At 35.0% G+C, this 25024-nt stretch carries 15 protein-coding genes; 4 read left to right on the top strand and 11 right to left on the bottom strand.

Features of this window, described 5'->3' with window-relative positions; all coding sequences use genetic code 11:
• Nucleotides 1-6 precede the first annotated feature (6 nt).
• A complete protein-coding gene (gene rhaT, locus ABD859_RS22815) occupies nucleotides 7-1056 on the bottom strand; it encodes an L-rhamnose/proton symporter RhaT (protein ID WP_345147097.1) in 1050 nt (349 codons plus the stop codon).
• 393 nt (nucleotides 1057-1449) lie between these two features.
• On the opposite strand from rhaT, the gene ABD859_RS22810 reads away from it, so the two are divergent.
• Nucleotides 1450-2490 carry a GntR family transcriptional regulator gene (locus ABD859_RS22810; RefSeq protein ID WP_345147096.1) on the top strand — a complete coding sequence of 347 codons (1041 nt, stop codon included), beginning with the start codon at nucleotides 1450-1452 and terminating at the stop codon, nucleotides 2488-2490.
• Between the two features lie 93 nt (nucleotides 2491-2583).
• On the opposite strand, the gene ABD859_RS22805 is transcribed toward ABD859_RS22810, so the two are convergent.
• Nucleotides 2584-3765, bottom strand: coding sequence for a serine hydrolase domain-containing protein (locus tag ABD859_RS22805; protein WP_345147095.1), 1182 nt, complete (start codon nucleotides 3763-3765; stop codon nucleotides 2584-2586).
• Nucleotides 3766-4028: 263 nt separating this feature from the next.
• Between ABD859_RS22805 and ABD859_RS22800 the strand changes: the two genes are divergently transcribed.
• The gene (locus ABD859_RS22800; protein ID WP_345147094.1) at nucleotides 4029-4784 is read left to right on the top strand and encodes a response regulator transcription factor; all 756 of its coding nucleotides are present in this window, start codon (nucleotides 4029-4031) and stop codon (nucleotides 4782-4784) included.
• Between the two features lie 134 nt (nucleotides 4785-4918).
• On the opposite strand, the gene ABD859_RS22795 is transcribed toward ABD859_RS22800, so the two are convergent.
• The 4 genes from ABD859_RS22795 to ABD859_RS22780 form a co-directional block, all read right to left on the bottom strand.
• Nucleotides 4919-7306, bottom strand: a complete 2388-nt coding sequence (locus ABD859_RS22795; protein WP_345147092.1) for a TonB-dependent siderophore receptor — start codon at nucleotides 7304-7306, stop codon at nucleotides 4919-4921.
• A 252-nt stretch (nucleotides 7307-7558) separates the two neighbouring features.
• Nucleotides 7559-9418, bottom strand: coding sequence for a rhamnogalacturonan lyase (locus ABD859_RS22790; protein WP_345147091.1), 1860 nt, complete (start codon nucleotides 9416-9418; stop codon nucleotides 7559-7561).
• Nucleotides 9419-9627: 209 nt separating this feature from the next.
• Complete coding sequence (locus ABD859_RS22785) at nucleotides 9628-11751, bottom strand: hypothetical protein (protein ID WP_345147089.1); 2124 nt, start codon at nucleotides 11749-11751, stop codon at nucleotides 9628-9630.
• A gap of 232 nt (nucleotides 11752-11983) precedes the next feature.
• Nucleotides 11984-15394, bottom strand: coding sequence for a DUF4450 domain-containing protein (locus ABD859_RS22780; RefSeq protein WP_345147088.1), 3411 nt, complete (start codon nucleotides 15392-15394; stop codon nucleotides 11984-11986).
• 292 nt (nucleotides 15395-15686) lie between these two features.
• Here ABD859_RS22780 and ABD859_RS22775 point away from each other — a divergent pair, with 292 nt between their 5' ends.
• Both ABD859_RS22775 and ABD859_RS22770 read left to right on the top strand, forming a co-directional pair.
• A complete protein-coding gene (locus ABD859_RS22775; RefSeq protein ID WP_345147087.1) occupies nucleotides 15687-18548 on the top strand; it encodes a glycoside hydrolase family 2 protein in 2862 nt (953 codons plus the stop codon).
• 175 nt (nucleotides 18549-18723) lie between these two features.
• Nucleotides 18724-20199 (top strand): rhamnogalacturonan acetylesterase, encoded by a 1476-nt coding sequence (locus ABD859_RS22770; RefSeq protein WP_345147086.1) that lies wholly within the window; start codon nucleotides 18724-18726, stop codon nucleotides 20197-20199.
• A 150-nt stretch (nucleotides 20200-20349) separates the two neighbouring features.
• Here the strand turns inward: ABD859_RS22770 and ABD859_RS22765 are convergent, their stop codons facing one another.
• From ABD859_RS22765 to ABD859_RS22745, 5 genes are all read right to left on the bottom strand, one after another.
• Nucleotides 20350-20526, bottom strand: coding sequence for a histone H1 (locus ABD859_RS22765; protein ID WP_026729959.1), 177 nt, complete (start codon nucleotides 20524-20526; stop codon nucleotides 20350-20352).
• A 306-nt stretch (nucleotides 20527-20832) separates the two neighbouring features.
• A complete protein-coding gene (locus tag ABD859_RS22760) occupies nucleotides 20833-22161 on the bottom strand; it encodes a rhamnogalacturonidase (protein ID WP_345147085.1) in 1329 nt (442 codons plus the stop codon).
• Between the two features lie 76 nt (nucleotides 22162-22237).
• On the bottom strand, nucleotides 22238-23527 hold the full coding sequence (locus tag ABD859_RS22755; protein WP_345147084.1) for a DUF4861 domain-containing protein: 1290 nt from the start codon (nucleotides 23525-23527) through the stop codon (nucleotides 22238-22240).
• Nucleotides 23528-23565: 38 nt separating this feature from the next.
• Entirely contained in the window at nucleotides 23566-23889 is a 324-nt protein-coding gene (rhaM, locus tag ABD859_RS22750) for an L-rhamnose mutarotase (RefSeq protein WP_345147083.1), read from the bottom strand.
• Between the two features lie 10 nt (nucleotides 23890-23899).
• Complete coding sequence (locus ABD859_RS22745; RefSeq protein ID WP_345147081.1) at nucleotides 23900-24970, bottom strand: glycoside hydrolase family protein; 1071 nt, start codon at nucleotides 24968-24970, stop codon at nucleotides 23900-23902.
• Nucleotides 24971-25024 lie beyond the last annotated feature (54 nt).

Below are 25024 nucleotides of genomic sequence, written 5' to 3'. Positions count from 1 at the left end.
CAGTTTTTACAAAGAGTTTCCTATTCCCACTAAAACAATAGAAAGCATAATTAATCCTATTCCTAAAAGGAAAGTGTTGAATGTTTTTTTAGAAACACCTTTCCATTCTTTAAGATAAAAGCCCCAGAAATTAGCAGTTAATATAATGGTTGCCATATGCAGAATCCATGAACTGGCACCGTTTCCTAATTTGCTTTCTCCCATACCGTAGAAGAAAAACTGCAGGAACCACATTGTTCCAGCCAAAGCAGAAAAAAGGATATTTTTAGTAATTGGCGTCGATTTGTTAGTATAATCGCCAATCGTTTTGTTTTTAAAGTTTAGGTAAATACACCATATAAAATTGGTTGTTAAACCTCCCCAAAGCAGTACAATATAGGTTACGTTGTTTTGAAATAACGGATTACAGCCAAATTCAACTGCTTGTTCTGCCATTGGTTTTCCGGCTTCGATTCCATAATTAAAAAATGAACTTAAAATACCCGAAATAACAGCAACCGTTAAACCTTTTACCAAACTAAAATCTTTGTCTTTATCTTCATGCCCAGTTGCAAAATCTTTTTCTTTGAGCATTCCTGCTTTTCCGGAAATAGCAATTCCTAAAAGACAAACCGCAACTCCAATTAAAACCAGTTGTCCGCCCGAAGTCGCAAGCATATCAGTAAAAGAAATTTTACCGTCTGTTGGATATAAATCGTAATATATTGAAGGAACCAAGGCACCAAACGCAGAACAAAATCCAAGTGTGATTGAGTTTCCTAATGACATTCCTAAATAGCGAACGCCTAATCCGTATGTTAAACCTCCAATTCCCCAAATTAACCCCATTAAAAATGTAAAGGCTTTAATTGTTGGCGAAGCAGCAATGATTATTTCAGTAAAATTTGGAATCGTTAAATAAGCAGCAACAGGCGGTACAATTAACCATGAAAAGAAACCTCCCACAAGCCAGTAGCTTTCCCAGGCCCAATCTTTAACTTTTTTAAAAGGCATATAAAAACTACCTGAAGAGAATCCTCCGATAGAATGAAAAATGATTCCTAATAATGATTCCATTTAATAATTTGTTTTGGTTAATTGTGATAGTTAGTTTGGTTTTGTAAAATAATATAATGTAAAAATTAAAACTGTCCTGTACTATCCTTTATGATTTATGTATTTTTTGTTAAAAATGCACACTAAATGCAAAGAACGATCGCATTATATTGGAAAAATAAATTTAAAAACCCTATTTTAGCAATCGATTTCGTAATTATTTTTACCTTAATTTAATATAAAATTAATCTAAGAGCCTGAAAACGAAGTAAGCCTTTATTTAATTTATATTTTTTGTAAGGAAAGTAGCAAAATCAATACATGAAGCGATTTTTTAAGTTTGCTTTTTTTTAAATTACAATTAAAAAAATTGAAATTAAGTTTTAACGTTATTTCAATTTACCACATACAAGCATGATTAAATTAATTAAAATAGACGAGGATTCGAGGGTTCCAAAATACAAGCAGATTGTAGACTCGATTTTGCAGAATATTGCTAACGGAAATTTAAAAATAAACCAAAAAATTCCTTCCATTAACAGCTTCAGCGAAGAATTTTATATGTCACGCGATACTGTCGAGAAAGCTTATAATATTTTAAAAGAGCGCAAAATCATTTCATCGATTAGAGGAAAAGGCTATTATATTACCCGTACAAAACTGGAATCTAAAGTCAACATTCTGTTTTTGACTAATAAATTGAGCTCGTATAAAATGAAGACTTACAGTGCTTTTATTAATACTCTTGGAGCCAATGCACACGTCGATCTTCAGATTTACCATTGCGATGAAACCTTGTTTTTAAATATTCTGGACAAGTTTGAAGGTGCTTACGATTACTACGTTATTACAACGCATTTTAAAACTGATGAGCTAAAACATTTAAGTTTTACTGATGAAGTAGTAAATGCCATTAAAAATATTCCGCAGGAAAAATTAGTTGTTTTAGATAATATAAAATTAGGAACCGGCGATGATGTTATTAAAATATATCAGGACTTTGAAAATGATATTTATAATGCATTAAAAGAAGGTCTTTCTAAAATAACTAAATATAAACGATTAATTCTGGTTTATCCTGATAAAGCCGTTTATCCTTATCCTAGAAGAATCCTGCATGGTTTTAGAAAATTTTGTGTTGAACACGAAATCAATTTTGAAATTTTAAGCGAAGTTTACGACGATATGATTCTTAAAAAAGGTGATTTATTTATTACCATTGAAGAATCTGATCTGGTAAATCTGGTAAAGCAAATTCGCGATGAAGAATATGTTTTAGGAAAAGAGATTGGCGTAATCTCATACAACGATACACCTTTAAAAGAATTACTGGGCATAACCGTTATGTCTACAGACTTTAATGTAATGGGTGAAACTGCTGCAAGAATGATTTTAAACAAAGAAAAAGGACAGTTTAAAGTGCCGTTTAATTTTATTGACAGGAATTCGATTTAAAGTTTCAAAGGTTCTAAGGTGCTGAGATACTAAGGTTCTGAGGTTCTAACGCTATAAAAAAGCTCCAAATTATACTAATTTGGAGCTTTCTTTTTATTTGGCATCATAAGGAATGTATTGATCCCATTCCCATGGTGTGTAAGTGTCTTTTATACCGGTTTCCAAGAGGTATTTTATTATTTTTCCTGTGCTGTAACTGTTAGACATGATAAGCATTCCGATGCCTTTATCCGGAAAAACGATACTATAGTTTTGAAAACCTGAGCCCTGCCCTTCTTTAAAAGCGCCGTATCCGTATGGTGATTTAACTAATCCCCAGCCTAAACCGTACGAAAGTTCCGTTGCGTCATTCCAGTTTCCGTCTTCTAATGCTCCGGGGCCAAATTGATTTTTAGAGCGAATACGAATCTGCGGGCTGAATAATTCTTTATAAGATTTTGAACTCAGTATTTTTTTATTTAAAACTGCCGAGAGAAATTTACTGTAATCTTCAATTGTTGTTTCCAGCGTTCCTGCTCCTCTTGGTGCGTTGTCTTTGTCTTTTTCCTGTTTTATTCCTTTTTCATCATATCCGTATGCATAATCTTTTTCAAATTTTTCCTGCCATTGATAACTCGAAGCGCTCATTGCTAAAGGCTGAAATACTTTTTCCTGAGCAATTTTTTCCAATGGTTTTCCGGTAATTTTTTCAATAACTACCTGCAAATACGTTAATCCTTCACCAGAATAACTGTATCGTGTTCCGGGTTCAAACTTTATACGCAGTTTTTCATCAGGTTCAAACCAGCGCCAGTTAGGAAGTCCGGAAGTATGATCCAGACACATTCTGGCGGTTATTTTGGTGTATTCCGGATAATTTTTAAGTTCTTTAAAATCTTCGTGCCATACTTTAGGTTCGTATTCATAAATAGGTTTTGGCAGATAACTTTGCAGTGGTTTATCTAAATTGATAACGCCTTCGTCAACCAATTTCATAACTACAACAGCAAACACAGCTTTACTAAAAGAAGCTCCGTATAAATTGGTCTGCAATTCTAGTTTCTTTTTATTTTCGACATCGCTAAAACCAAACGTTTTCATGTAAACCGGTTTTTTCGAATTAAAAACTGCTACAGCCAGTCCTTTTACATCGGCCTTGTTCATAAGGTTTTGAATGGATGCCGTTAAACTGTCCTGAGAAATGGTGCTTCCGTCTAATCTTTTAATCAAAGATGTATTTTGCGAATGCACAGATAAAATGCCTGTAAAAAAAATAATTAAGAAAAAGTGTTTCATATTCAGCTTTATTACATTGTTTGTTAGTCTTTATTACTGTTATTTTCAACTGATTCGCGGTTCAGTCGTTACAATCTTACTTTTTTAAAAAACTTTAAACTGCAATTTAAAGAAAACAGCTTGATAATAAGTCAAATAAAAAAACTAAGACTTTTAAAATTACTTTAAATCCCATTTTAAATTATTATATTTCAGTCCAAAAAATCATACAAATATATTTTCCAGACAGGCATAAGACAATGCTTATTAATAACCATTTTTTGATGAAAAACATAAAAAATGATCTAAACAAACAACTGCTCAAACAGCATAATGCTGCTGATTTAAAAAACATTGAACAATTAAAAATATGTCAGGAAATTGCGCGGAACTTTGCAGATTTAGAAAACGGAATTGCCGTTTTAAGTGATCTTTATAACAATAAAAGCTACGTATATTCTGGAAAAATTGCTGATGAATTAAATATCTTTAAAAAAAACCAGATGCAGGAAATAGAAAGTATCTGGGAAGAAGAACTTTTTGATAAACTCAATAATGAAGATGTTTTGCAGAAATACCTTTTAGAACTTCAGTTTTTTCAGTTTATTAAAACAATTCCGGTTGATGAAAGAAAAGATTTTTGCGTTATAAGCCGACTGAGAATTAAAGATAAAACAGCTTCTAAATCGTTACTGCACAAAATGTTTTATTTTTCGAATGAAAATGAAGATGTAGAACTTGCTTTATGTCTTTACAATTTCGATTTTTCGCAGGCTTTTCATTATGAAGGAAAGATTATAAATACAGCAAACGGAAAAATTCTGCAGCAAAATGAAGCCGGAAATTTTTCGTTTCTTTCTTCAAGAGAAATCGAAATTTTAAAAATGCTTCAAAAGGGTAAACAAAGTAAAGAAATTGCTTCTCTGCTTTTTATAAGCATTAATACCGTAAGCCGTCATCGACAGAACATTCTCGAAAAAATGAAAGTTAATAATACAGCAGAGGCTTGCACACTTGCTGCTAAACTGAAATGGATATAGTTTTTTTTAGGCACAAAGGTGCTAAGGTGCTAAGGTGCTAAGGTGCTAAGGTGCTAAGGTGCTAAGGTGCTAAGGTTTTATATGGAAAATGCCCGAACTTTCGTTCGGGCATTTTATTTTATTTCTAAATTTTATTAGAATTTATACGTTACGCTTCCCATGAAAGTACGTGGAGCTTGTACGTTGATTGTAGTATAACCATTAAAGTACAATTCGTCTGTAAGGTTGTTTACTTTTAATGAAACTCTGTATTTAGGCTGATCGTAGTACAATGCAGCGTTGATTACAGCGTAAGATGGTAATTCGAAAGTTTCAGTTCCGCTGTTGTAAATATATGTAGCGTCTCCATAGTTACCTCCAAATCCTAAACCTAAACCTTTAAATGTATTGTTTTGAAGGTTGTAGCTAATCCAATAATTAATTAAGTTTTCTGGTCCTGCCGTTACAGGTCTTAATCCGTTTAATTTAGAATCGTTGTTTGAGTACCCAACAAGCAGGTTTAATCCCGGAATTGGGTTTGCCGTAACTTCTAATTCAAAACCTTTACTGTATTGTGTTCCGTTTTGCATACTTGCATCTGGTAAACTTGGGTCAGAAGTTACAATATCTTTAACTTTAATATCGTAGTAGCTAAGTGTAGCACTTACTTTGTTTTGAAAAGCATTTACTTTAATACCTCCTTCAAACTGGTTTGCTCTTTCCGGATCAAATTTTTGAAGCTGAAGACTTCCGCCAACATTTGCATTGATATATCCAACATTCGTAAAACTATTTTGGTAGTTACCAAAAACAGAAACCTGGTCTTTTATTACTTGATAAACTACACCAAATTTTGGAGAAAATGCATTTTGTGAAAAATCACCTGCTTTTTGACCTGTAGTATCATCTGTAATTCCTTGATTATTATAATGATCAAAACGAACTGCTGCAGAAACAATTAAGCTTTCTGTAATGTTAATAGCATCTGCCACATAAGCACTATATGTTGAAAGTGAGCTGTTTGTTTTATAATCAGATCCGGTTACAAATTCATTAGCAACAGTCGTTGGATTAAAGTTGTTGTAAGTAGGAGCTGCTCCTGTATATTTTATTCTGTCAAATTCTGCTGTTGGTAATAATCTATATCCTATTCTGTTTGTTGAGTGGAATAAATCACCACCTATTAAGAAACGGTTTCTCATTTTTCCGAAAAGCAAGAAATCACCGTTAAAATTCTGCTGGAATTCAATTGCGTTATCTTTTCCGTTTGCATTCCATGCATTTCTAGAGATTTCTTCGTCTGGGAAAAGATAAAACCATGTTTGTGGTCCAGAAGCTCTGTTAGAAGTACTGCTAAATACAGACTGAGAAGTCCACTCATCAGAAATTTTATAATTTGCCTGAGCAAAAACGTTGAATGTTTTTGTATTTGTTATAAACTCATCTCCCCAGAATGATCTTTTGAAATTCATGTTAAGGTCTTTTGCATTATTAAAACCTAAGGCAGCAATAGAAACATTAAAAGGAAGGTAAATTAACGGCATACCAGAGTTGTTCTGATCACCAATTTCAGCGTCAAGAGACAAAGTCAATTTATCATTTACTTTATAAGAGAAAGACGGCGCTACGAAGAAACTTCTTGAAGAACCATAATCCTGAAAAGTATTTGTATTATTATATGAAGTATTTAATCTAAATAATGCTGTATTGTCATCATTAAGCGGTGTGTTAACATCTGCAGCAACACGGTTGAATCCGTAGCTTCCTGCCTGATAAGAGATTTCACCGCCAAAATTTTCGTATGGTTTTTTAGTTACACGGTTAATTAAACCTCCGTAAGAAGAAAGAACATTTCCGAATAAAGTTGCAGAAGGTCCTTTAATAACTTCAATTCTTTCAAGGTTTGCAGCATCAGAATTACTGTTTACTTTTCCTGCAATACCATTTCTAACTAAACTTTGAGTAGTAAATCCACGTAATGAGTACCAAGAACCTCCATCGCCTGCACGGTTTGTAGCACCCCATAATTGGTATAAACCAGGAACGTTTTTCAACGCTTCATCTTGATTTGTAACCAATTGGTCTTTCATTAATTCTTTAGTTACTACGTTGTAAACTTGTGAGTTTTCAAGGTTTTTAACCTGCATTCTCGAAACGTATTCGCTTTCTGATTTTGTGTATTTGTTTGCATTTCCTTTTACAAATACTTCAGTAAGAGTTTCAGATGTAGTAATTAAGGTAAAATTTTCTACAATTTCATTTCCATCAGCAACAGTGATGAATTTCTCTTTTGGTGAAAATCCAACCGCTGTAACCCTAATGGTATAATTACCCGGTTTAACGTTTTTAATTTCGTAATTACCCTGAGCGTCAGTAGTAGTTCCAATACGAGTTCCTTTTAACGATACAGAAACGTTATCTGCAGACTCATTTGTACTTAACGAAATCATACCTTTAATGGTACTGTTTTGCGCAAACGAAGTGACACTTGTCAGTACTAATAAGCAAAAGCTTAGCAGCGGCAATACTATTTTTACTTTCATTTTATTTAGAATTATTTTGAATAAGGCAAATTTATACGTTGTATTAAACTATACCAAATTATTTTTATTTATTCTAGATAATAATGATTTTAATTACTTTTTCAATAGATTTAACAATTTTTTAAACTTAAAAAATAAATAATTCTATTTTTTAACAAAATTCTCTATGTTAGCATAACAAAAAAAAGATGTTGGTAAAAGTACTTTCTGACATCTTTTTAATTTATTCTGCTTTTCAAATGGTTATAAACATCAATTTTTACTTTTTAGAGGTACCAAAACAATATTGGGTTTTGGTGCAGGATTCATTCCAAATCCCATATAAAAACTTGTATGTGGCGGCTGATTATAACCTACATTCTGCCACGCAATACTTAAACGATATTGCGGATCATGCATTAAAGTATATTGCCGTACATTAGTTGGAATTATTGTAGAATAAATTCTAAGCTCTTTATTATCTTCAGATCTTAAAATTAATTCTTCACGCCAGTCTCCTAAAATATCAGCAGAAAGCCCAGGAGTCGATTTTGTACCGTTGTTAGAAACCGCGCCTTCGGCAGTAAACAATCTTCCCACATTATATTTATCGATGTAATTAGAATTTAAAAGCTCTCTCGAAGTATCACCATCCCAGTAAATTAAAAAATTAGTTGAACTTGGCGCTTTTCCAATGTTATTTCCTTTCATATCATGTAAATAAGACGAACCCGACCACCAGCATTGCGCACCTTTTCTTGTTGGGTCAATATTATCTGCAACTCCCCTGCCAACATCGCCGTTTAGAGAATCTGTAAATAAAACTTTTCCATCTTTTGCAGAAAATAAAGTTACACCCGGACCGGTAGTTTTGTTTTCGATTTCATGAATTCCGAAAACTTCTAAACCGGGAATATCCAAATCAAGGTCAGAAACATGAATCGCATCGCCATGTCTGAAACCTGTTGTATACAAACCTTGTCCGTTATCATCCACACACATCGATCCGTAAATGATTTCATCTTTTCCGTCGTTATCAACATCTGTAACGGTTAAATTATGATTTCCCATTCCAGAATAGGGATTCTCAGCATTTTTACTGTCAAAAACCCATCTCGAAGCCAGTTTTTTATTTTTAAAATCCCAGGCTGCCAAAACCGTTCTTCCGTAATAACCGCGGCACATTACCACACTTGGATGTACGCCGTCTAAATAAGCCACACAAGCCAAAAAACGATCCATTCGGTTTCCTTTGGTATCATTGCCTCCGCTTCCGCCGTTTCCGCCCCAGCCAGCCAGATCACCTCGCTCCGGAATATAATCTACGGTAGTAATGAGTTTTCCTGTTTTTCCATCAAACACCGAAAGATATTCCGGACCTTTTAAAATCTTGCCATACGTTTTCGAGTTTGAATCTCTGTCAACCCAGTCTTTTGATGCATCGCCAACAACATTTCCTACACTGTCTGTAGTTCCGTCGGCTGTTTTGCAAACCAATTCTGCAATTCCGTCGCCGTCTAAATCGTACACCATAAACTGTGTATAATGTGCGCCTTCGCGAATGTTTTTTCCTAAATTAATCTGCCACAAAAATGTTCCGTCGAGTTTATAAGCCTGAAAAATAGGCGGATCTGTAATTCCAGTCTGCGAATTATCATGTCCTTTTCCGGTCATGTGCACAATTAAATCGTATTGTCCGTCGCCGTCTAAATCTCCAGCCGAAATATCATTAGCAATATATCCTTCAATTTCTTTGAGTTTAATAGAGAGATATTGTTTATCCGAAGCATTCGCAGGAATGGTAAAACTTCCCGAAGTTTCAGATTCTTTACCTTTTAAAACTGCTTTTACAAACCAGGTATTTTCGGTATTCGAATCTGCTTTTGAATCAATATAATTTGTTGCTCCCGTTATAGGTTTTTCATTTAATAAAACTGCTTTTTTACTGCCGCTTTTTCGGTATAAATTAAATGCCAGATCATCAGGATCTGTTCCTAAAACACGCCAGCTGATAAAGAACTGTCCGTTGTTTTTAAGGGCAATAATCCCGCGGTCGAGATTTTCCATTTGTCTCTGGCTGAATATATTCAGGGTTACAAAAAGGAATAGTATTAAAAAGACTTTATGTTTCATGATTTCTATTTTAAAGGTGAAATTTAACCGCAAGGAGCGCTAAGGTTTACGCAAGGCACGCGAGGTTTATTTCTCGCAAAGACGCAAAGTTTAAGATTAAGAAATTATACAATTAAAAAACTTTGCGCCTTTGCGTCTTTGCGAGATTATTATATTTTTCAATTAAAAAAAACTCTGCCTCTTTGCCCCTTTGCCGCTCTGTCCCTCAATTAAAACATCTTCTTAAATCCTTCACTTTTTACTTTCCAGCTGCCGTCTTTTGGAAAACCCGGATTTTCTTCTGTCGAACCGTCCCAGCCGGCGCACATCATCGCAACGGCAGTTAAAATACCGCCGTTACCCGGAAGATAAAGCGTCAACCTTTCGGCTTGGTAATTATGTCCGTTTTTTAAATACGTATTCGTGGTTACATTCATAAAAAGTGCATCAACAGCTTTTTCAGGCATGCCTAAACGTGCAGCTGACATTGCTGTCATAGGAAAATCCCAACCCCATGTTTTATCCCATGACCAGGTATTCCAAACCAGATCAAAAGTATTTTTCATGATTTTTTTATCTAAAAGAGACGTTTCCGGCAGCATACCAAAAGTTCCTAATACAGAAGGATGATCGGTTTTGAATTCAGGATTTGTGTATGAATCTGTCGCACTTTCTGTTGCCAGATATACATTATCAGCCACAGGAAGTTTCGATAATTTAGCCAAAACTGTTTCCCATTTTTCAGGTACTTTTTGATTTAGTTTTTTCTTCCATGCAATTGCCGTTTTCAAAGCCCAGTTCCAATACGCCAATTCATACGTTGGATTAAATGTTTCCATTGCTTTAAAACGTTCCTGAGCCGGAATCACGCCCGGACCTAAAACATAACGATCTGTTTTTGGATCGTAATACGCAAACGAAGCCATAAAATCAGCGGTCGCAAAAACACGTTCGCTGTATAAATTCAAAACAGCATTTGCTGGATTGGCTCTGTACATCAATTCAGCATAGGTAATAAAATGCGGCTGCTGCCAAATTAAAAATGATCCCACAGAAGACGGACTTTCGTTTCCGTCTGCATCAACCATTTTCTGCCATCTTGCGCCTTCAAAACCTTGTCTTTTGGCGATATTCTTTGCTTTATCAAAAACCTTTTGATACCACGGAAGACTTTTCTCCAGCAATTCCGGACGGTTCCAAAGTGCAAAATGAACGCCGTGCCACCAATGCATTTCTAAGTGCGGTTTTCCGTACCAGCTGTTATATGTTAAACCCGTTTCCTGCGGAGGCACTTTTCCTGTACATTGGGCTTTTGTTAAATACTGCGATAAAATTATTCTTCGCTCTAATTCATTGGCGCGTTTATCTGTACTGCCCGAAAAATCTACTGCTGCACCGCTTTTCCAGAATTTTTCCCAGCCTTTTATACTGCTGTTTTGAATTTCTGTAAATGAAGAATTTTTTGTTTTGTTTTCTGCCAAAGCAAAAAGCGCACTTAATTCTAAAGTATTTACATCCGAAGCTTCCACCACAAAATAATGATCCGAAGCTTTTTTGATTTTAGCATTTCCTTTCCATCTAAAATTGACATTATAAGAAATGCTGTCCATTTTGTGTGTAACAACAGCTTCCGTTTTAGATTTTTCTATAAGCTCGCTTTTATAATCCTGTTTTCCTTCATATTTGGTTCCCATATCTGCCCAATCGCCTGTTGGAAACGGAATTCGCAAACTGATTTTTAAACGTTTTTCTTTTAATAAATCTGATTTTACTTTTACGCCGATTTCATCTTTTTCCTGATGTGAAGCTGTTAAAACGGTTACAGGCGTTCCTTCAATTTCAAAATAACTTTCGATTTCTCCCGTCCACACATTCAGTTTTTGCGAAATTGCTTTTATATCAGAAGACTGAGCCAGACTGCCGTCTTTCTTTGTAATTTCAAAACCCAGATTCCCTAACTGCAATAAATGCGGATTTTGTCTAAACCAGTTTACAGCTTCTACTTTTCGCTTAGGTTCTTTAATTTGAACAGTATACGAAATATCTCTTCCGTATTGTTTGTAATCTCTTAAGGTTTCAGAAAATTTATAATTCTCCGTATTTTTATAGCTGTCCCATCCCCATTCTGACTGAGTTCCCAACGGAATTCCGTGTTCGTATGTTTTCGGGAAAGTCTGAAGTCCGGTGGCATCAACCGTAAAAGCAAAAGCACCGTTTCCAACCGTTAAAGATGCCAAAGTATCAATAGCCGAAATTTGAACATTATGACGCGTTACTAAGACTTTTCGATCAATTTTCTGCGCCAAAGCCGAAATCGAAAATAAGAATACGGTTATGAGTTGATAGTTTTTCATATGGTTATTTTGGTTTGTTTTTTTGTTTCTTGTTTCAGTTTGAAATGTTTTTTTACCGCAAAGCACGCAAGTTTTTTTCACTTAGTAATACGTTTGTAAATTACAAAGTACGCAAAGCTTTCTCTACACAAAGCTTTGCGTACTTTGTGGTTTTCAATATCATACAAGCATATAAAACTTGCGTGCTTTGCGGTTAAATTTCAAACTGCTTCATTCATATTATTTTTTAAGATTATCTAATTAAAGTCACACTCATCAAACCAATCACCACATCATTGGCAATGGTTTTTAAAGTAAGACTTTTCAAGGTTTTGTTTTTATTTAACGGTAAATCTAAAATCGTTCCTGCACCGCCGTCTACGCCATAATTACTGAAACCTTTTATGGTTTTAAAATCTTTAAAATCTCTTGAAATTTCACCCGTTTTAAAATAAACTCTCAGTGGTTTTGGAGCATCGGTTGTAAAAGCCAATCCGTCTGTAAAATAATCCTGTTCGATTGGCCACCAGTTTTCCGGATTTTTTAAAGGCAGAATTTCCGAAGTTCCATCAGTGTAATGTATTGTGATTTCGCCGTTTGTAATTCTACTTTGCATAGGATTTGTGGTTCCGGCGAGCAGAAAATAAGCGCGCGAAGCTTTTCCGTTTAACGGAATATTGATACTTTCCGGAAAATTATCCCACATCGAGGTGAAAGCAATATTTTTCAGGTTTTCATTTGAAGGTGTTTGAAACGGAATTCCGTTTGGTGTTTTTATTTCCCCGTTTAGTTTTGCTTTTTCGCGAAGTCCGGAATCATCAATTTTTACCGTTACATTTGGATAACACCAATTTCCAATTCCTTGTTTTGGAAGCTGTAACGTCACAGTTTTAGGTCTTGGCGACAAATATTCGTAATTAAAAATATCAGTAACTTTTGCATTAAAATAAGCTGTTAATGGTATTGTTTCTACTTTCGCTGATTTATCAAGCGGTAAATCCCAATTTGTATGATTTTCATTAGATTGTTTTTCAGCTTTTACATTCAAATGAACGGGATGCTGCCAAGTCAATTCTCCTTGTTTCAATTCTACAAAAAATACTTTATTACCAGCCGAATTTACTTTCGCTTTAAGCGAATGATTTTCTTTTGAAACTGAACTTAAAACCTCCTGCGGATCATAAACCGAAACAATTTCAGCTTTTGACGTTTTAAATTCTAAAGCTTCATTTAACGTATAAAAATCTTTTTCTTTTATATTTTCTAAAGAATCTCCTTTCCATTTAATCACAATATCATAATTCGAACTATAAGGAAATTCAATGCTGATTTTTGGTTTTCCAATGCTTTCAGAAATCAATTTCCACGAAACTGATTTTCCGTTCACCAGAATACTTTCTACACTTTCAAAAGACGAATTCAAAATCAATTTTAAATTCATTTTTGCCGAAAACTTATTTTTAATCGAATATTTTTCTTCTTTGTTTTCTCTTTTAAAATCAATTGAAATATCCGGAATTTCTAAAGAAGCGTTATTCCATTTTTCAGGAAAACCGGGCTGAATGGTCAGAACTTCATTAACAGCATCAGGCTGAATCCCGAATAGTCCTTCGACCAAAGTTCTCGATGCCATACCAATTGGATCAGCAAAATCGCGATACAATTCGCCGCGCATGGCATCCTGAAACAAAAGCTGTTCGAAACCACCCGGCGAAGCGCCCAAATACATACTTTCGATTAATGCACTTTCCCACATTGTATAGGCTTTTTCAGATTGTCCGCCCTGCCAGAAAGCCAGCGAAGTATGCAGTTGTTCAGCCAAAGCCACATTATTGGTCGACCACGTATAAGGCTGCCAATTTGTGGTGCTGATTACATATAGGTCTTTTTTATCTAATCCTTCTGCGGAAATTGGAATATGCGGAATCTGATTATTGACATAATCCAGCATTTGATAACTCTCAAAAGGATTCGACAATTCTGAATCGATGGTGTGATAAATGCTCCAGACTCCCGGTGAATCGTGCAGTAATCTGTTTCCTAAAGCATCTTTATATTCGGCAAAAATTCCTTTTTTAGAAATCCAAAGCTGCTGGTTTACGGCTTTCAGGATTTTATCTGCTTCTTTTAAATAAGGAGTTTCATCTTTACCTATTTTTTTAGCCAGTTCAGCCGCCATTTTATTCGCATAATAATTATAGGCCGATGAATGAATAACGCCGCCGCCACTGTACTGCAAAGCATCGCTCGCCCAAATTGAAGCATAAGCGTCGTAAAGTCCGTCATTGTCCGGATCAAAATTTCTTTTTTCCCAATTTAAATGTCTTTCAATTGTCGGCCACATTTCTTTTAAGAAAGCCAGATCGCCCGTCCATTTAAAATGACGAAACATTTGGTCGAAAAAAACCAGATTCATATCATAATGGTGCGCTACATTATTTTTATTCGGACTACGGCTGATATAACCGCTGCTAAACATCGAGTTTCCGATTTCTTCTTTTTGTCTTGCCAAATTTTTTTCTTCATCAAAAACCACAGGTCCGCTTTCCGGAGAGGTTACCTGCGAATTGCTGTAACTTGTAAAATGTGTTTTTGCCCTGTCATGCCATCCAAGCGGATCGGCTGTGTAAGCACCTCGCCACGCATTGAGATACATTCGCCACGCAATGGCTCCGTGCAGATACGCTGGACTTTCCCAAATTCCGTCTGAAGCAATTGCCAGCGCAGAACCCAGTGTATTTATGTATTCATCTGGCGTTTTTACTTTTATTCGATTCGCTAAAAGATGCGTTTCTTCAACCGCTTTTGCATAAAATTCAGCAATAGATTTTTGGGTGTAATCTACTTTTGAAACTTCAGGAACAAAAAGCCAGTAATTTCCTTTTTCTGAAATTGAGCTTAATTTACCTGTTATTAAAGGCAGAGATTCAGGTTTTGAATTAAATAATTCCAACGGATTTTTCTGCAGATCGGCATTAGCCAAATGAACTTCAGAATTTGGAAAGAAACCGCTTAAAGTTCTGTTATTTCCTGTTTTCTGACGGTTGCTTTCTGAACCATACTCTAAAACAAAAGATTCTTTTTTAAGTGTGTATATATTATTGAGACAATATTGCGGCTGTAAATAAAAAACCGATTCCGGATCTGCACCAATATCGCCGTCACGGCTGAATTTCTTTCCCGTCGCACCGCCAAAAGCCCAAATTAGATTTGTATTTTTTGGTAATTTTTCTCCATATACTTTTACAATAAAACCTTCGCTTTCTTTTAGAGCAGCAACATCTACAAATAATTTTCCGTTTCCTAAAATCGGATCTTCAATGGTATAATGCATGGTTCCTAAAACATATCGGGTATCGATTTTAGAAGCTTCGGTTATCCATTTGCTTTCTTTTCCATTTACCAATGCCATTTTAAAATTGCCTCCCATTCCGGGCATATACATGGCAAATTCAGGCAGATCTCCTGTTTCAACTCTAAAAGCCGTATTAGATCCGTAAAGCGCTCTGTTGAATTTTCGGGTTCCGTTTTTTAAAACAAAACTATTGCCCTCTGGTACATAATGTATTTTGCGGATTGACGTTTTTTCCTGTCCAAAAATGAAAACAACCGACGACAAAAAAAGGACAACTAAAGTGCAAATAGATTGTTTTTTAATTCTCATAAAAATTCAAAATATTGAGGATTATTGAAATTTGAATAATAAAATTTTTCCTTTATTATTTTATCAATTAAATAATGCAGTTGCAATTTCTTTGTTTTTTTATCGGATAGTATCCTGTACCTACCTGATTTTAGAAATTTAAAGAAAATACTAATTTTTAAAATAATCTTACATTTTTTAACATCATAGTACAGGATACAATATCTAAAACGAACAATTAGATTTGATAACACAATTTCTTTCAGCAGTTAAAAACTGAAAGAAAACGAACCGCAAAACCAACCCAATTTATATGAACAGAAGGCTTTTAAAAAACATTCCCGGATTTCTTTTTTTCATTACGTTTCTTTTTAGTGCCCATGCACAGCAGACTGATAAAATTTATCTTTCGGGAGTAGATTTTGAACATCCTGTACAATGGGATTTTTATTGCACCGACGGCCAAAACAGCAAAGTGTGGACAAAAATAAATGTACCGTCGCAGTGGGAATTAGAAGGTTTTGGCGAGTACACGTACGGACGCTGGTATAAAGAACTCAATCAAAAAGAGCCCAGCAAAGAAGAAGGTTTTTATAAATATGAATTTGATGTTCCGGCTGATTATAAAGATAAAACGGTTTTAATCGCTTTTGGTGGCGCTATGACTGATACTGAGGTGAAAATCAATGGAAAAATAGCAGGACCGGTTCATCAGGGCGGTTTTTATGAATTCAAATATAATATTTCGCCTCTTTTAAAATTGGGTTCAAAAAACACTTTAGAAGTTCATGTCTGGAAACATTCTGCTAATAAATCGGTAAATAATGCTGAAAGAAGAGCCGACTGGTGGCTTTTTGGCGGTATTTATCGTCCGGTTTGGTTAGAAGTTTCTCCAAAAACACAGATTCAGAATATTGCGGTAAATCCAAAAATGGATGGTTCGATTACAGTTGATCTGGATTTACAGTACATCTCAAAAAATGTTGTTTTAGAAGCTTCTATTTCAGATAAAAACGGCGAAAGTTTTCCCGCCTTTACATTGCCGCTTAAAGCGAAAACTACAAAAGAAACAATTACTGCAAAATGGGAAAACATTAAACCGTGGAATCCTGAAAATCCCAATTTATACAACTTAAAATTGGTTTTAAAACAAAACGGAAAGATTCTTCATGAATATCATAAAAAGATTGGTTTTAGAACTTTAGAGTTTAAAAAGCAGGACGGGATTTACGTAAACGGCACTAAAATTATCATGAAAGGCATTAACCGTCATTCTTTTTGGCCGGAAGGCGGACGCAGTACAAGCAAACGCATAAGCGAACTGGACGTAAAATTGATTAAGGACATGAATATGAATGCGGTTCGCGGACATTATCCGCCAGATGATCACTTTCTGAATGTCTGCGATTCTCTTGGGCTTTTTGTTTTGAATGAACTCGCCGGCTGGCAGAATTCGTATGATACCGAAACAGGAACAAAACTGGCGAAAGAAATGATTGCGCGCGATGTAAATCATCCATCTGTAATTATTTGGGACAACGGAAATGAAGGCGGATGGAATTATGAAGTCGATAAAGTTTTTACCGAAAATGATCCGCAGAAAAGAATTGTAATTCATCCGTGGGCTGATTTTGACGGCTGGGACACGCATCATTATCCAACGTATTTAACAGGAATGCATCGTTTTAATTCGGGTGAAAATGTATTTTTCCCAACTGAATTTATGCATGGAACGTATGATAACGGTCACGGTGCCGCATTAGAAGATTTTTGGAACCGCTACAAAGAAAGTCCGCTTTTTGCCGGAGGTTTTATGTGGGCAATGCTCGACGAAGCGGTAAAACGTTCTGACTGGAAAGGTGAGCAAAAGTTTGATTCTAAAGGTTCTCTCGCCGCCGACGGAATTCTGGGACCTCATCGCGAAAGAGAAGGCAGTTATTTTTCTGTAAAAGAAATCTGGGCGCCCATTCAGTTTCAGCCCAAACACATTTCAGATATGTTTGACGGTTCTTTTTTAATAACAAATGATTATTTGTTCAGCAATTTGAATTCCTGTAAAATGGAATTTAAAGTTTTAAAAGCCGACGATGATATTTTATATTCTGATAAAACGGCTCAGGAAATAAGTTCCGGAAATATTGAAATTCCGAGTATTGATCCGGGTGAAACGAGAAAAATCAAATTTAATCTTCCTGAAAATTTCTTTGAAGGCGATGTTTTATCTATAACGGCTTTCGATCAGTTCAACAAGGAAATTTATACCTGGACCTGGCCTATTCATAAAGCTAAATTTTATGTTTCAAAATTCTTGAAAGTTCAAGATTTAAAAGCAAAAGCATTGGTAACCAAAACTGACTCTGTAATTACATTGAAAGGAAATGATGTAACGGTAACTATAAATTCGCAGACAGGAGAAATTCAAAAAATATCAAATAAAACCTCAACCATTCCGCTGGCAAACGGACCGCGATTTATTGGTATGAAAGCAAAATTAAAAGATATTCAAATATCTCAGAAAGGCGAAAAAGCGATTTGTCAGGTTAATTATTCCGGCGGTTTATCATCTATAAAATGGATTATGGAAGCCGACGGAAGATTTAAAATGGAAATGCTGGCTTTAAAAAATGCTTCTGGCGGAGATGGTTTTGACGGCGCTTTTTTTGAAGATAAAATCAATGCTTTTGGTATTACGTTCAGTTTTCCTGAAAAAGAGGTAACCGGAATTAAATGGTTTGGAAGAGGTCCGTACCGCGTTTGGAAAAACCGCATTAAAGGAACAACATATGGTTTTTGGGAAAAAGAATACAACAATACGATTACAGGAGAAAGTTTTGAAAATCTTATCTATCCGGAGTTTAAAGGTTACCATGCTAATTTATTGGGCGCTGATTTAAAAGCGGGAACATCTTCTTTTAAAGTTTTCAGCGAATCTGATAATTTGTTCTTGAGATTATTTACACCTGATTTACCTAAAAATGCTTTTTCGGGAAGTTCTCCGCAGCCTGATTTTCCAGAAGGCGATATTTCGTTTATGTATGAAATTCCGGCTATGCGTGATTTTAAACCTTTAGAACAGCAAGGTCCGCAAAGCCAGCCTACAAATATCAGAATCAAAAAAGGCGATGATGGCATCAAAATGGATTTATGGTTTGATTTTCGAGATTTTAGATTTTAGTCCCGAAACTTCGGGATTAGATTTTAGATTTTAGATTTTAGATTTTAGATTTTAGATTTTAGATTTTAGATTTTAGATTTTAGATTTTAGATTTTAGATTTTAGATTTTACCTATAAAGGCTTCGCTCCGCTCAGCTTTACGACTCACAACTCACAATTCACAATTAAAAAAAACATGAAATCAATTAAAATATTCGCTTTTGTTTTTCTTGCTTTATTACTTTTCAATTTTACTACTAAACAAGATCATAAACCTACTTTATTTATGGTGGGCGATTCTACTGTGAAAAACGGAAAAGGCAACGGTGCGGGCGGACTTTGGGGCTGGGGCGATTTTATAGGTCAGTTTTTAGATACAACCAAAATTCATATAGAAAATCATGCGCTTGGCGGTACAAGCAGCCGTACTTTTCAGGATAAAGGTTTGTGGAATGTGGTTTTGAATAAACTTAAAAAAGGTGATTATGTTTTGATTCAGTTTGGACATAATGACGACGGCCCAATAAATGACAGTCTTCGTGCGCGAGGAACGATTAAAGGAATTGGAAATGAAACACAGGAAATCGATAATATCCTGACCAAAAAACATGAAACTGTACATAGTTATGGCTGGTATATTCAGAAAATAATTCGTGAAGCAAAATCCAAAGGCGCAATTCCGATTGTGTGTTCTCCGATTCCGAGAAACGATTGGAAAGACGGAAAAGTTCCCAGAAATGATAATTCTTATGGACTTTGGGCGAAACAAATCGCATTGCAGGAAAAAGTGACTTTCATTAATTTGAATGAAAAAATGGCGCTTGAAATGGAAAAGCTGGGCGAATCAAAAATAACGGATACTTATTTTTATAAAAGAGATCATACGCATACTTCTGCAAAAGGTGCTGTTTTGTCGGCTTCTGTGATTATTAATGAATTGAAAGTGAGTAAGAATTCTTTAAAACATTATATTTTAAAAAATCCTAAAATTGTTCTTCCCTCTAAGAACAAAGTATTTTTAATTGGCGACTCAACCATGGCCGATAATGGAAATCCTGATGCTGTGGGCTGGGGTGTTTCTTTTCCTAAATACTGTGATACAACGAAAATTGAGGTTATCAATAAAGCAAAAGGCGGCCGAAGCTCCAGAACTTTTATTACTGAAGGACTTTGGGAAGACGTTAAAAACCAATTACAGCCCGGAAATTTTGTTCTAATTCAGTTTGGACATAATGATGCGGGCGCCGTTGACAAAGAGAAGTTTAGAGGTTCTTTAAAAGGAATTGGCAGCGAATCTCAGGAAATAATTCGTCCTGACGGTTCAAAAGAAACGTTTTATACTTTTGGCTGGTACATGATCAAAATGATTCGTGAGGCAAAAGAAAAAGGTGCCATACCAATTGTTTTGAGTTTAACGCCAAGAAACGAATGGCCAAATGATAAAGTAGAACAACGATTTGATACCTATATTAAATGGTCGAAGGAAATCGCTGAACAGGAAAATGTTTTTTATATTGATTTGAGCGGCGCTGTTGCTCAAAAATATGAAGTTTTGGGAAAGGAAAAAGTAAAAGCCTTTTTCCCAAAAGACCACACTCACACCGGACAAGAAGGTGCTGATTTAAACGCTCAGACAGCAGCAAAATGTATTAGGAAAGTTGTTGAATGGTGAGTTGTGAGTTGTGAATGGTGAATTATGAGTCTAAACCAATTTGAAACCTGAAACTTGAAACCTGAAACTTGAAACTTAAAACCTGAAACTTAAAACCTTTTAAATCTGAAGCAAAAAAAAACCTCGTCGGGTGACGAGGTTTTAGTTGTATTATTTTTTTGATTCTTCGATAGAAACTTTTCTGAACTCTTTTAAAAGTTTTTCAATTTCTAAAGTAGCTTTACGTGCTCTTGGTCCTGCAGCTTTGATACCTTTTTCAGTTAAAGATTCAGCTTCTGCTTTGAATGTGTCAATTTCGGCGTTGATTTTTACTAATAGATCTTTCATGCTTATAATTATTAAATTAAGGCGCAAAAATAGAAGTTTGATTGATAGTTACAACATATTTGCTGTTAAAATTATCATTGTTTTTCGAGTCAAAATTTAACTAAATCTTTACTCATGTTTTTTTTGATTTTTTTCATTTTACAATAAACTATTAATCAGACATTTACTATCAAATTTTAAAACATAACTCTTTATGTACGCACCACACACGGGGTAAAAATATTTTTTATTAAACATTAAAATTGTTAAAAAATATAAGATTTTGGCTTAAAAAGTTATACAACGAATTGAGAATGTGCGGAAATTTTACTCGATTAACTGCTTATTTACGTACACATTCTTAAAATCAACACCCTTTATTAAGCTTTTGTCAATATTGCTTTTTACAGATTGAATATTTAAATTTTCAAAAGTAAAATTGGTCAAACGCACATTGGGATCGTTCTCTACTCCGTAAAATGTATCGCATTTTAAATCTATATTTTTAAGCGTTACGTTATCTCCATAAGAAAGCGGAATGTCTGGGCGGCCTTTTAAATCAAAAAATTGTTTCCATGCAAAAATGGCCAAACCGGTTTTTGCTTCTCCTTTAATATCTTCTACTCTTATATATTCGTATCGCTGCGGTGTATCTGGACGCATTTTAAGCCACAACATTCGCGAAGCACCGTCAATTTTACAGTTTCTCATAATTACGTTTCTGTTATGAATAGATTCGCTTCCGTTGGTTAAAGCCGAATGACAAAATCCGAAATTACAGTCTTCAATAATGATGTTAGAATTTGGTCCGTTGTTTTTATCCTGATCGGCATAAGGGCCTTTTCCGCCTTTTAAAGCAATCGCATCGTCATTAACCGACATATAACAGCCTTTTACCAAAAAGTTATTACAAATATCAATATCAATAGCATCTGTGCTTGGTGCTTTGATTTCGATATGCGGTGAAAAAATATACAAATCAAGCATTTTTACATTATTACATTTATAAAAATGATTCGTCCAAAAACCTGAATTAATGAGTTTTACATCCTGAAGCTGTACATTGTTTGAATTCCATACAAATACTAATCGCGGTCTCGAAACTTCGAGATTGGTGCATTTTGGATTTTCTTTACGTCTCTGCCAAAAAGCTTCCCAGTATTTTTTACCGTTTCCGTTTATAGTTCCTTTTCCTGAAATAGAGAAATTATCGACTCCGTAAGCATTTACTAAGGCCGGAAAATAATCCAGATTCTGCCCTTCCATTCTGGACGGCATTATAGGGAAATCGGCAATATTATCTGAGCCTTTTAAAACTCCGCCTTGTTCAACATACAAAGCTGTTTTAGGTTTAAAGAATAAGGCACCGCTTAAAAAAACTCCTTTTGGAATTACGATTACCCCTCCTCCATTTGCCGAAGCTTTGTCGATTACTTTTTGAATTGCGGCAGTCTGGATTTTCGTACTGTCTTTTACAATTCCAAAATCGGTTATGGTGTATTTTTTTCCTAAATCTTTTAATTGAATTTTAGAGTAATCTTTAAACCAATCTGAAATCGGACTTCCGTCTGGAAAGGTATCATTAGAATATTTCTGCGAAAAAGACGGCTGAGAAAAGCCAATCACGCAGATTAGAATTTTAAAAATGGTTTTCATTTGGTTAGTTAGTTTTGTGGTTATTAAACTTTTTCAAAGCTATAAGCTTTGAAAAAGTTCTTAGAATTATAGCTTGTTATTTCACCTCAACTTTAATTTTAGCTGATAATTGTTTGGCTAAAGTGGTTACATAGGTTGTAAAATAAGCGGCATCTTTAAAGCCTTTATCCTGGCTTAATTCCCAGCCGGCAATTGGGTAATAACTTACCTGCTGATTATTTTTTGCCGAAAGTTTTATAAGATATGAATCAGTAAGCTGACCTGTTTTTGGAGCTTCAAAATAACCTTTATAAACATCTTTTGGAACAATTATGGCCGTTCCTAAAATCCATTGGCGCTCATACGTTAATTTATCATGCTGAATAAAACATACAAAATCGCCGGAATCAATTACCTGCAGCGGATTTTGATTGTTAATATTAGAAAGGGTAATTAAAAGTGTATCATTTCCTTTTAATCCATTTATAGAAATCGTGTTTTTATAACCGTACATACCCGGCCAGATTGACGCCGTTTCTTCTGCTTGATATTTATTTCCTGATGCTTCCCAATTTTCATAATTGTAATGTAAAACAGAATTTACCGGACCTTCGCTTACGATTTTAAAAGTTGTTTTTTCAATATTGTTAATCGTGTCATTTCCTAAAATTCCCAATCTTGCTACTTTATTATCGCTGGTCAGCAAAGCAAAACCGCCCAATCCTGAAGAACTTCCCACAGGAAAAATATCTCTTCCCCAATCGAGCATTACGTGGTAATTATCTTCTACGGCGCCTTTACTATTTATTCCCACATCTTCTGGTGTAATTCCGGGTGTTTTTTTACCAAAAACGTCTTTACAGTTTCTTCCGTCTAAATAATGTCTAAAACCTACTTTGTCATTTTCCCATGTTGGACCGTCGGTTTGGTATTTTTGATATCCCAATTTTTTATGCACCTGATTGGCTAATAAAACTTCTTGTGTATCTGGATGAACCGGAAGATTTTTGCCTTCTCTTTTTCCGAATCTGGCGCTGGTTCTTATTGTAAATTTAGGATCAGTTTTTGACCACGTTAACGTTGCTTTCTTTTCTTCTTTTGCAGAAAAATCAGTTACCAAAAACAATTCGTCCCACTTTCCGTCGCCGTCTAAATCATTTACCTGAGCCGGAATTGTATCGTTTTTATAAATGATAATTGGATATTTTCCTGAATCATTATTAACAGAAAGCTGATTTCTTTTAATCGTAATGGCTTTTTGAGGCAGTTCTATACTTGAAGTGTTTTTTAATACAATTGTATTTCCTGTTTTTTTCTGGGCATAACAGCCGGCAGAAACTAATACCGAAAATGCAATTGGGACGTAAAGTTTGATTGTACTTTTCATTATTATATTACTTTTTTTATTGAAAACAATTTAATCATTTAATCTAAATAGAAAACCTCTTTTAACGGATTTGTTTTTGGAGAATTGTCCGGATTTATTTCCATAATGTCTGACATATAGTTCCACCATTTTCTCATAAGCGGGTGACTGGAAAGTTTTGAACGGTCAAAATGCGGATTTAATTTCTGAACACCAAAAAGCATTCCTGTTTGTTCATCGAGAAAAATGGAATAATCACAAATACCGCTTTCTGAGAGTAACGCAGTAAGTTCCGGCCAGATTTTATCATGACGTATTTTATATTCGTTTTCAAAACCTGACTTTACTTTCATGGTAAAAGCATTTCTTACTGTGTTTTCCATATTTTGACTTTTAAACGATTTTAAAAATAAAAGCTGATGAAGTTTCATATTTTCCGCCTTGCGAAGCGGTAAATAAATAAGTCGGTTTTCCGTTTTGAAATAACAACTGAGGTCTTTCTGCACGTCCGTAACGATTTAAATGTTTTGGCGCTTCGGGCTGTTTGATGTATTTATCTAACGGCTGATAGGAAATCTGCGGATCATTCCAGTGAATTCCGTCATCAGAATCCATGTAAAGTCCGTAATCCATTCCAAAAACGCCCATATCTCTTGCCAGCATTTTGAATTTCTTGTTTTCGTACCACACAAAAGCATCTTCGCATTGTTTATTATCGCCCAGTTTTGAAAAATCAATTACAGGGTTATTTTTAATTTTGATATAAGGCCCTTTGAGTGATTTCGAAATCGCTAAACCGTATTTTCGGTTTCCTTTTATTGGGAATTTTGGATGTTCATAATTTTCAGTATCCAATGATTTATAATACAGCCAATATTCTCCGTTTGGATGTTTTAAGAAAGAAGGATTCGTTGTAAGCAGATCATCCCATGAACCGGTTTCTCCCGGAAGCAATAAAGGTTCATCTGGGCGTTCCCACGGACCGTAAAGTGAATCTGAAACAGCTAATCCAATTCGTTTTGTGTTCATTTTTCCGTTTGAATTTCCCATGAAAAACAATGCATATTTTCCGTCTACAAAATGAATACTTGGATTGTGACAGGTTGTTGCATCCCAAAATCCTTCACCTCTTGGTGCTAAAATAGTACTTACATATTCGTATGGACCTTCGGGTTTATTGGCAACGGCGTGGGCAATTTCAGAACCGTTGATCCAGCCGCTCATGCTTTTTGATTTTTTCCATCGCGAAAAAAACACGTGAATTTTGCCGTCGGGACCTTCAATTGGGCTGTTGCACCAAACGTAATAATCTTCAAATTCTAAAGCACGTCCAACAGGTTTGAGTCTTTTTTCAAAATCTGAAAGTTTGGGATCGTCTAAAAAATCAAAGGCTTTCGCCGAAAACGGAAGACATAATCCCATTACGGCAAGAGAATTCCCGATAATAAATTGTCTTCTGTTCATTTCGTTTTTTTATTATTTTATTTTTTGCCACAGATTAAACGGATTTCAATGATT

Source organism: Flavobacterium ginsengiterrae, assembly GCF_039539785.1.
GTDB lineage: Bacteria > Bacteroidota > Bacteroidia > Flavobacteriales > Flavobacteriaceae > Flavobacterium > Flavobacterium ginsengiterrae.
Note: the sequence above shows the minus strand (reverse complement) of the source record. Positions and strands in the feature narration are given on the sequence as shown.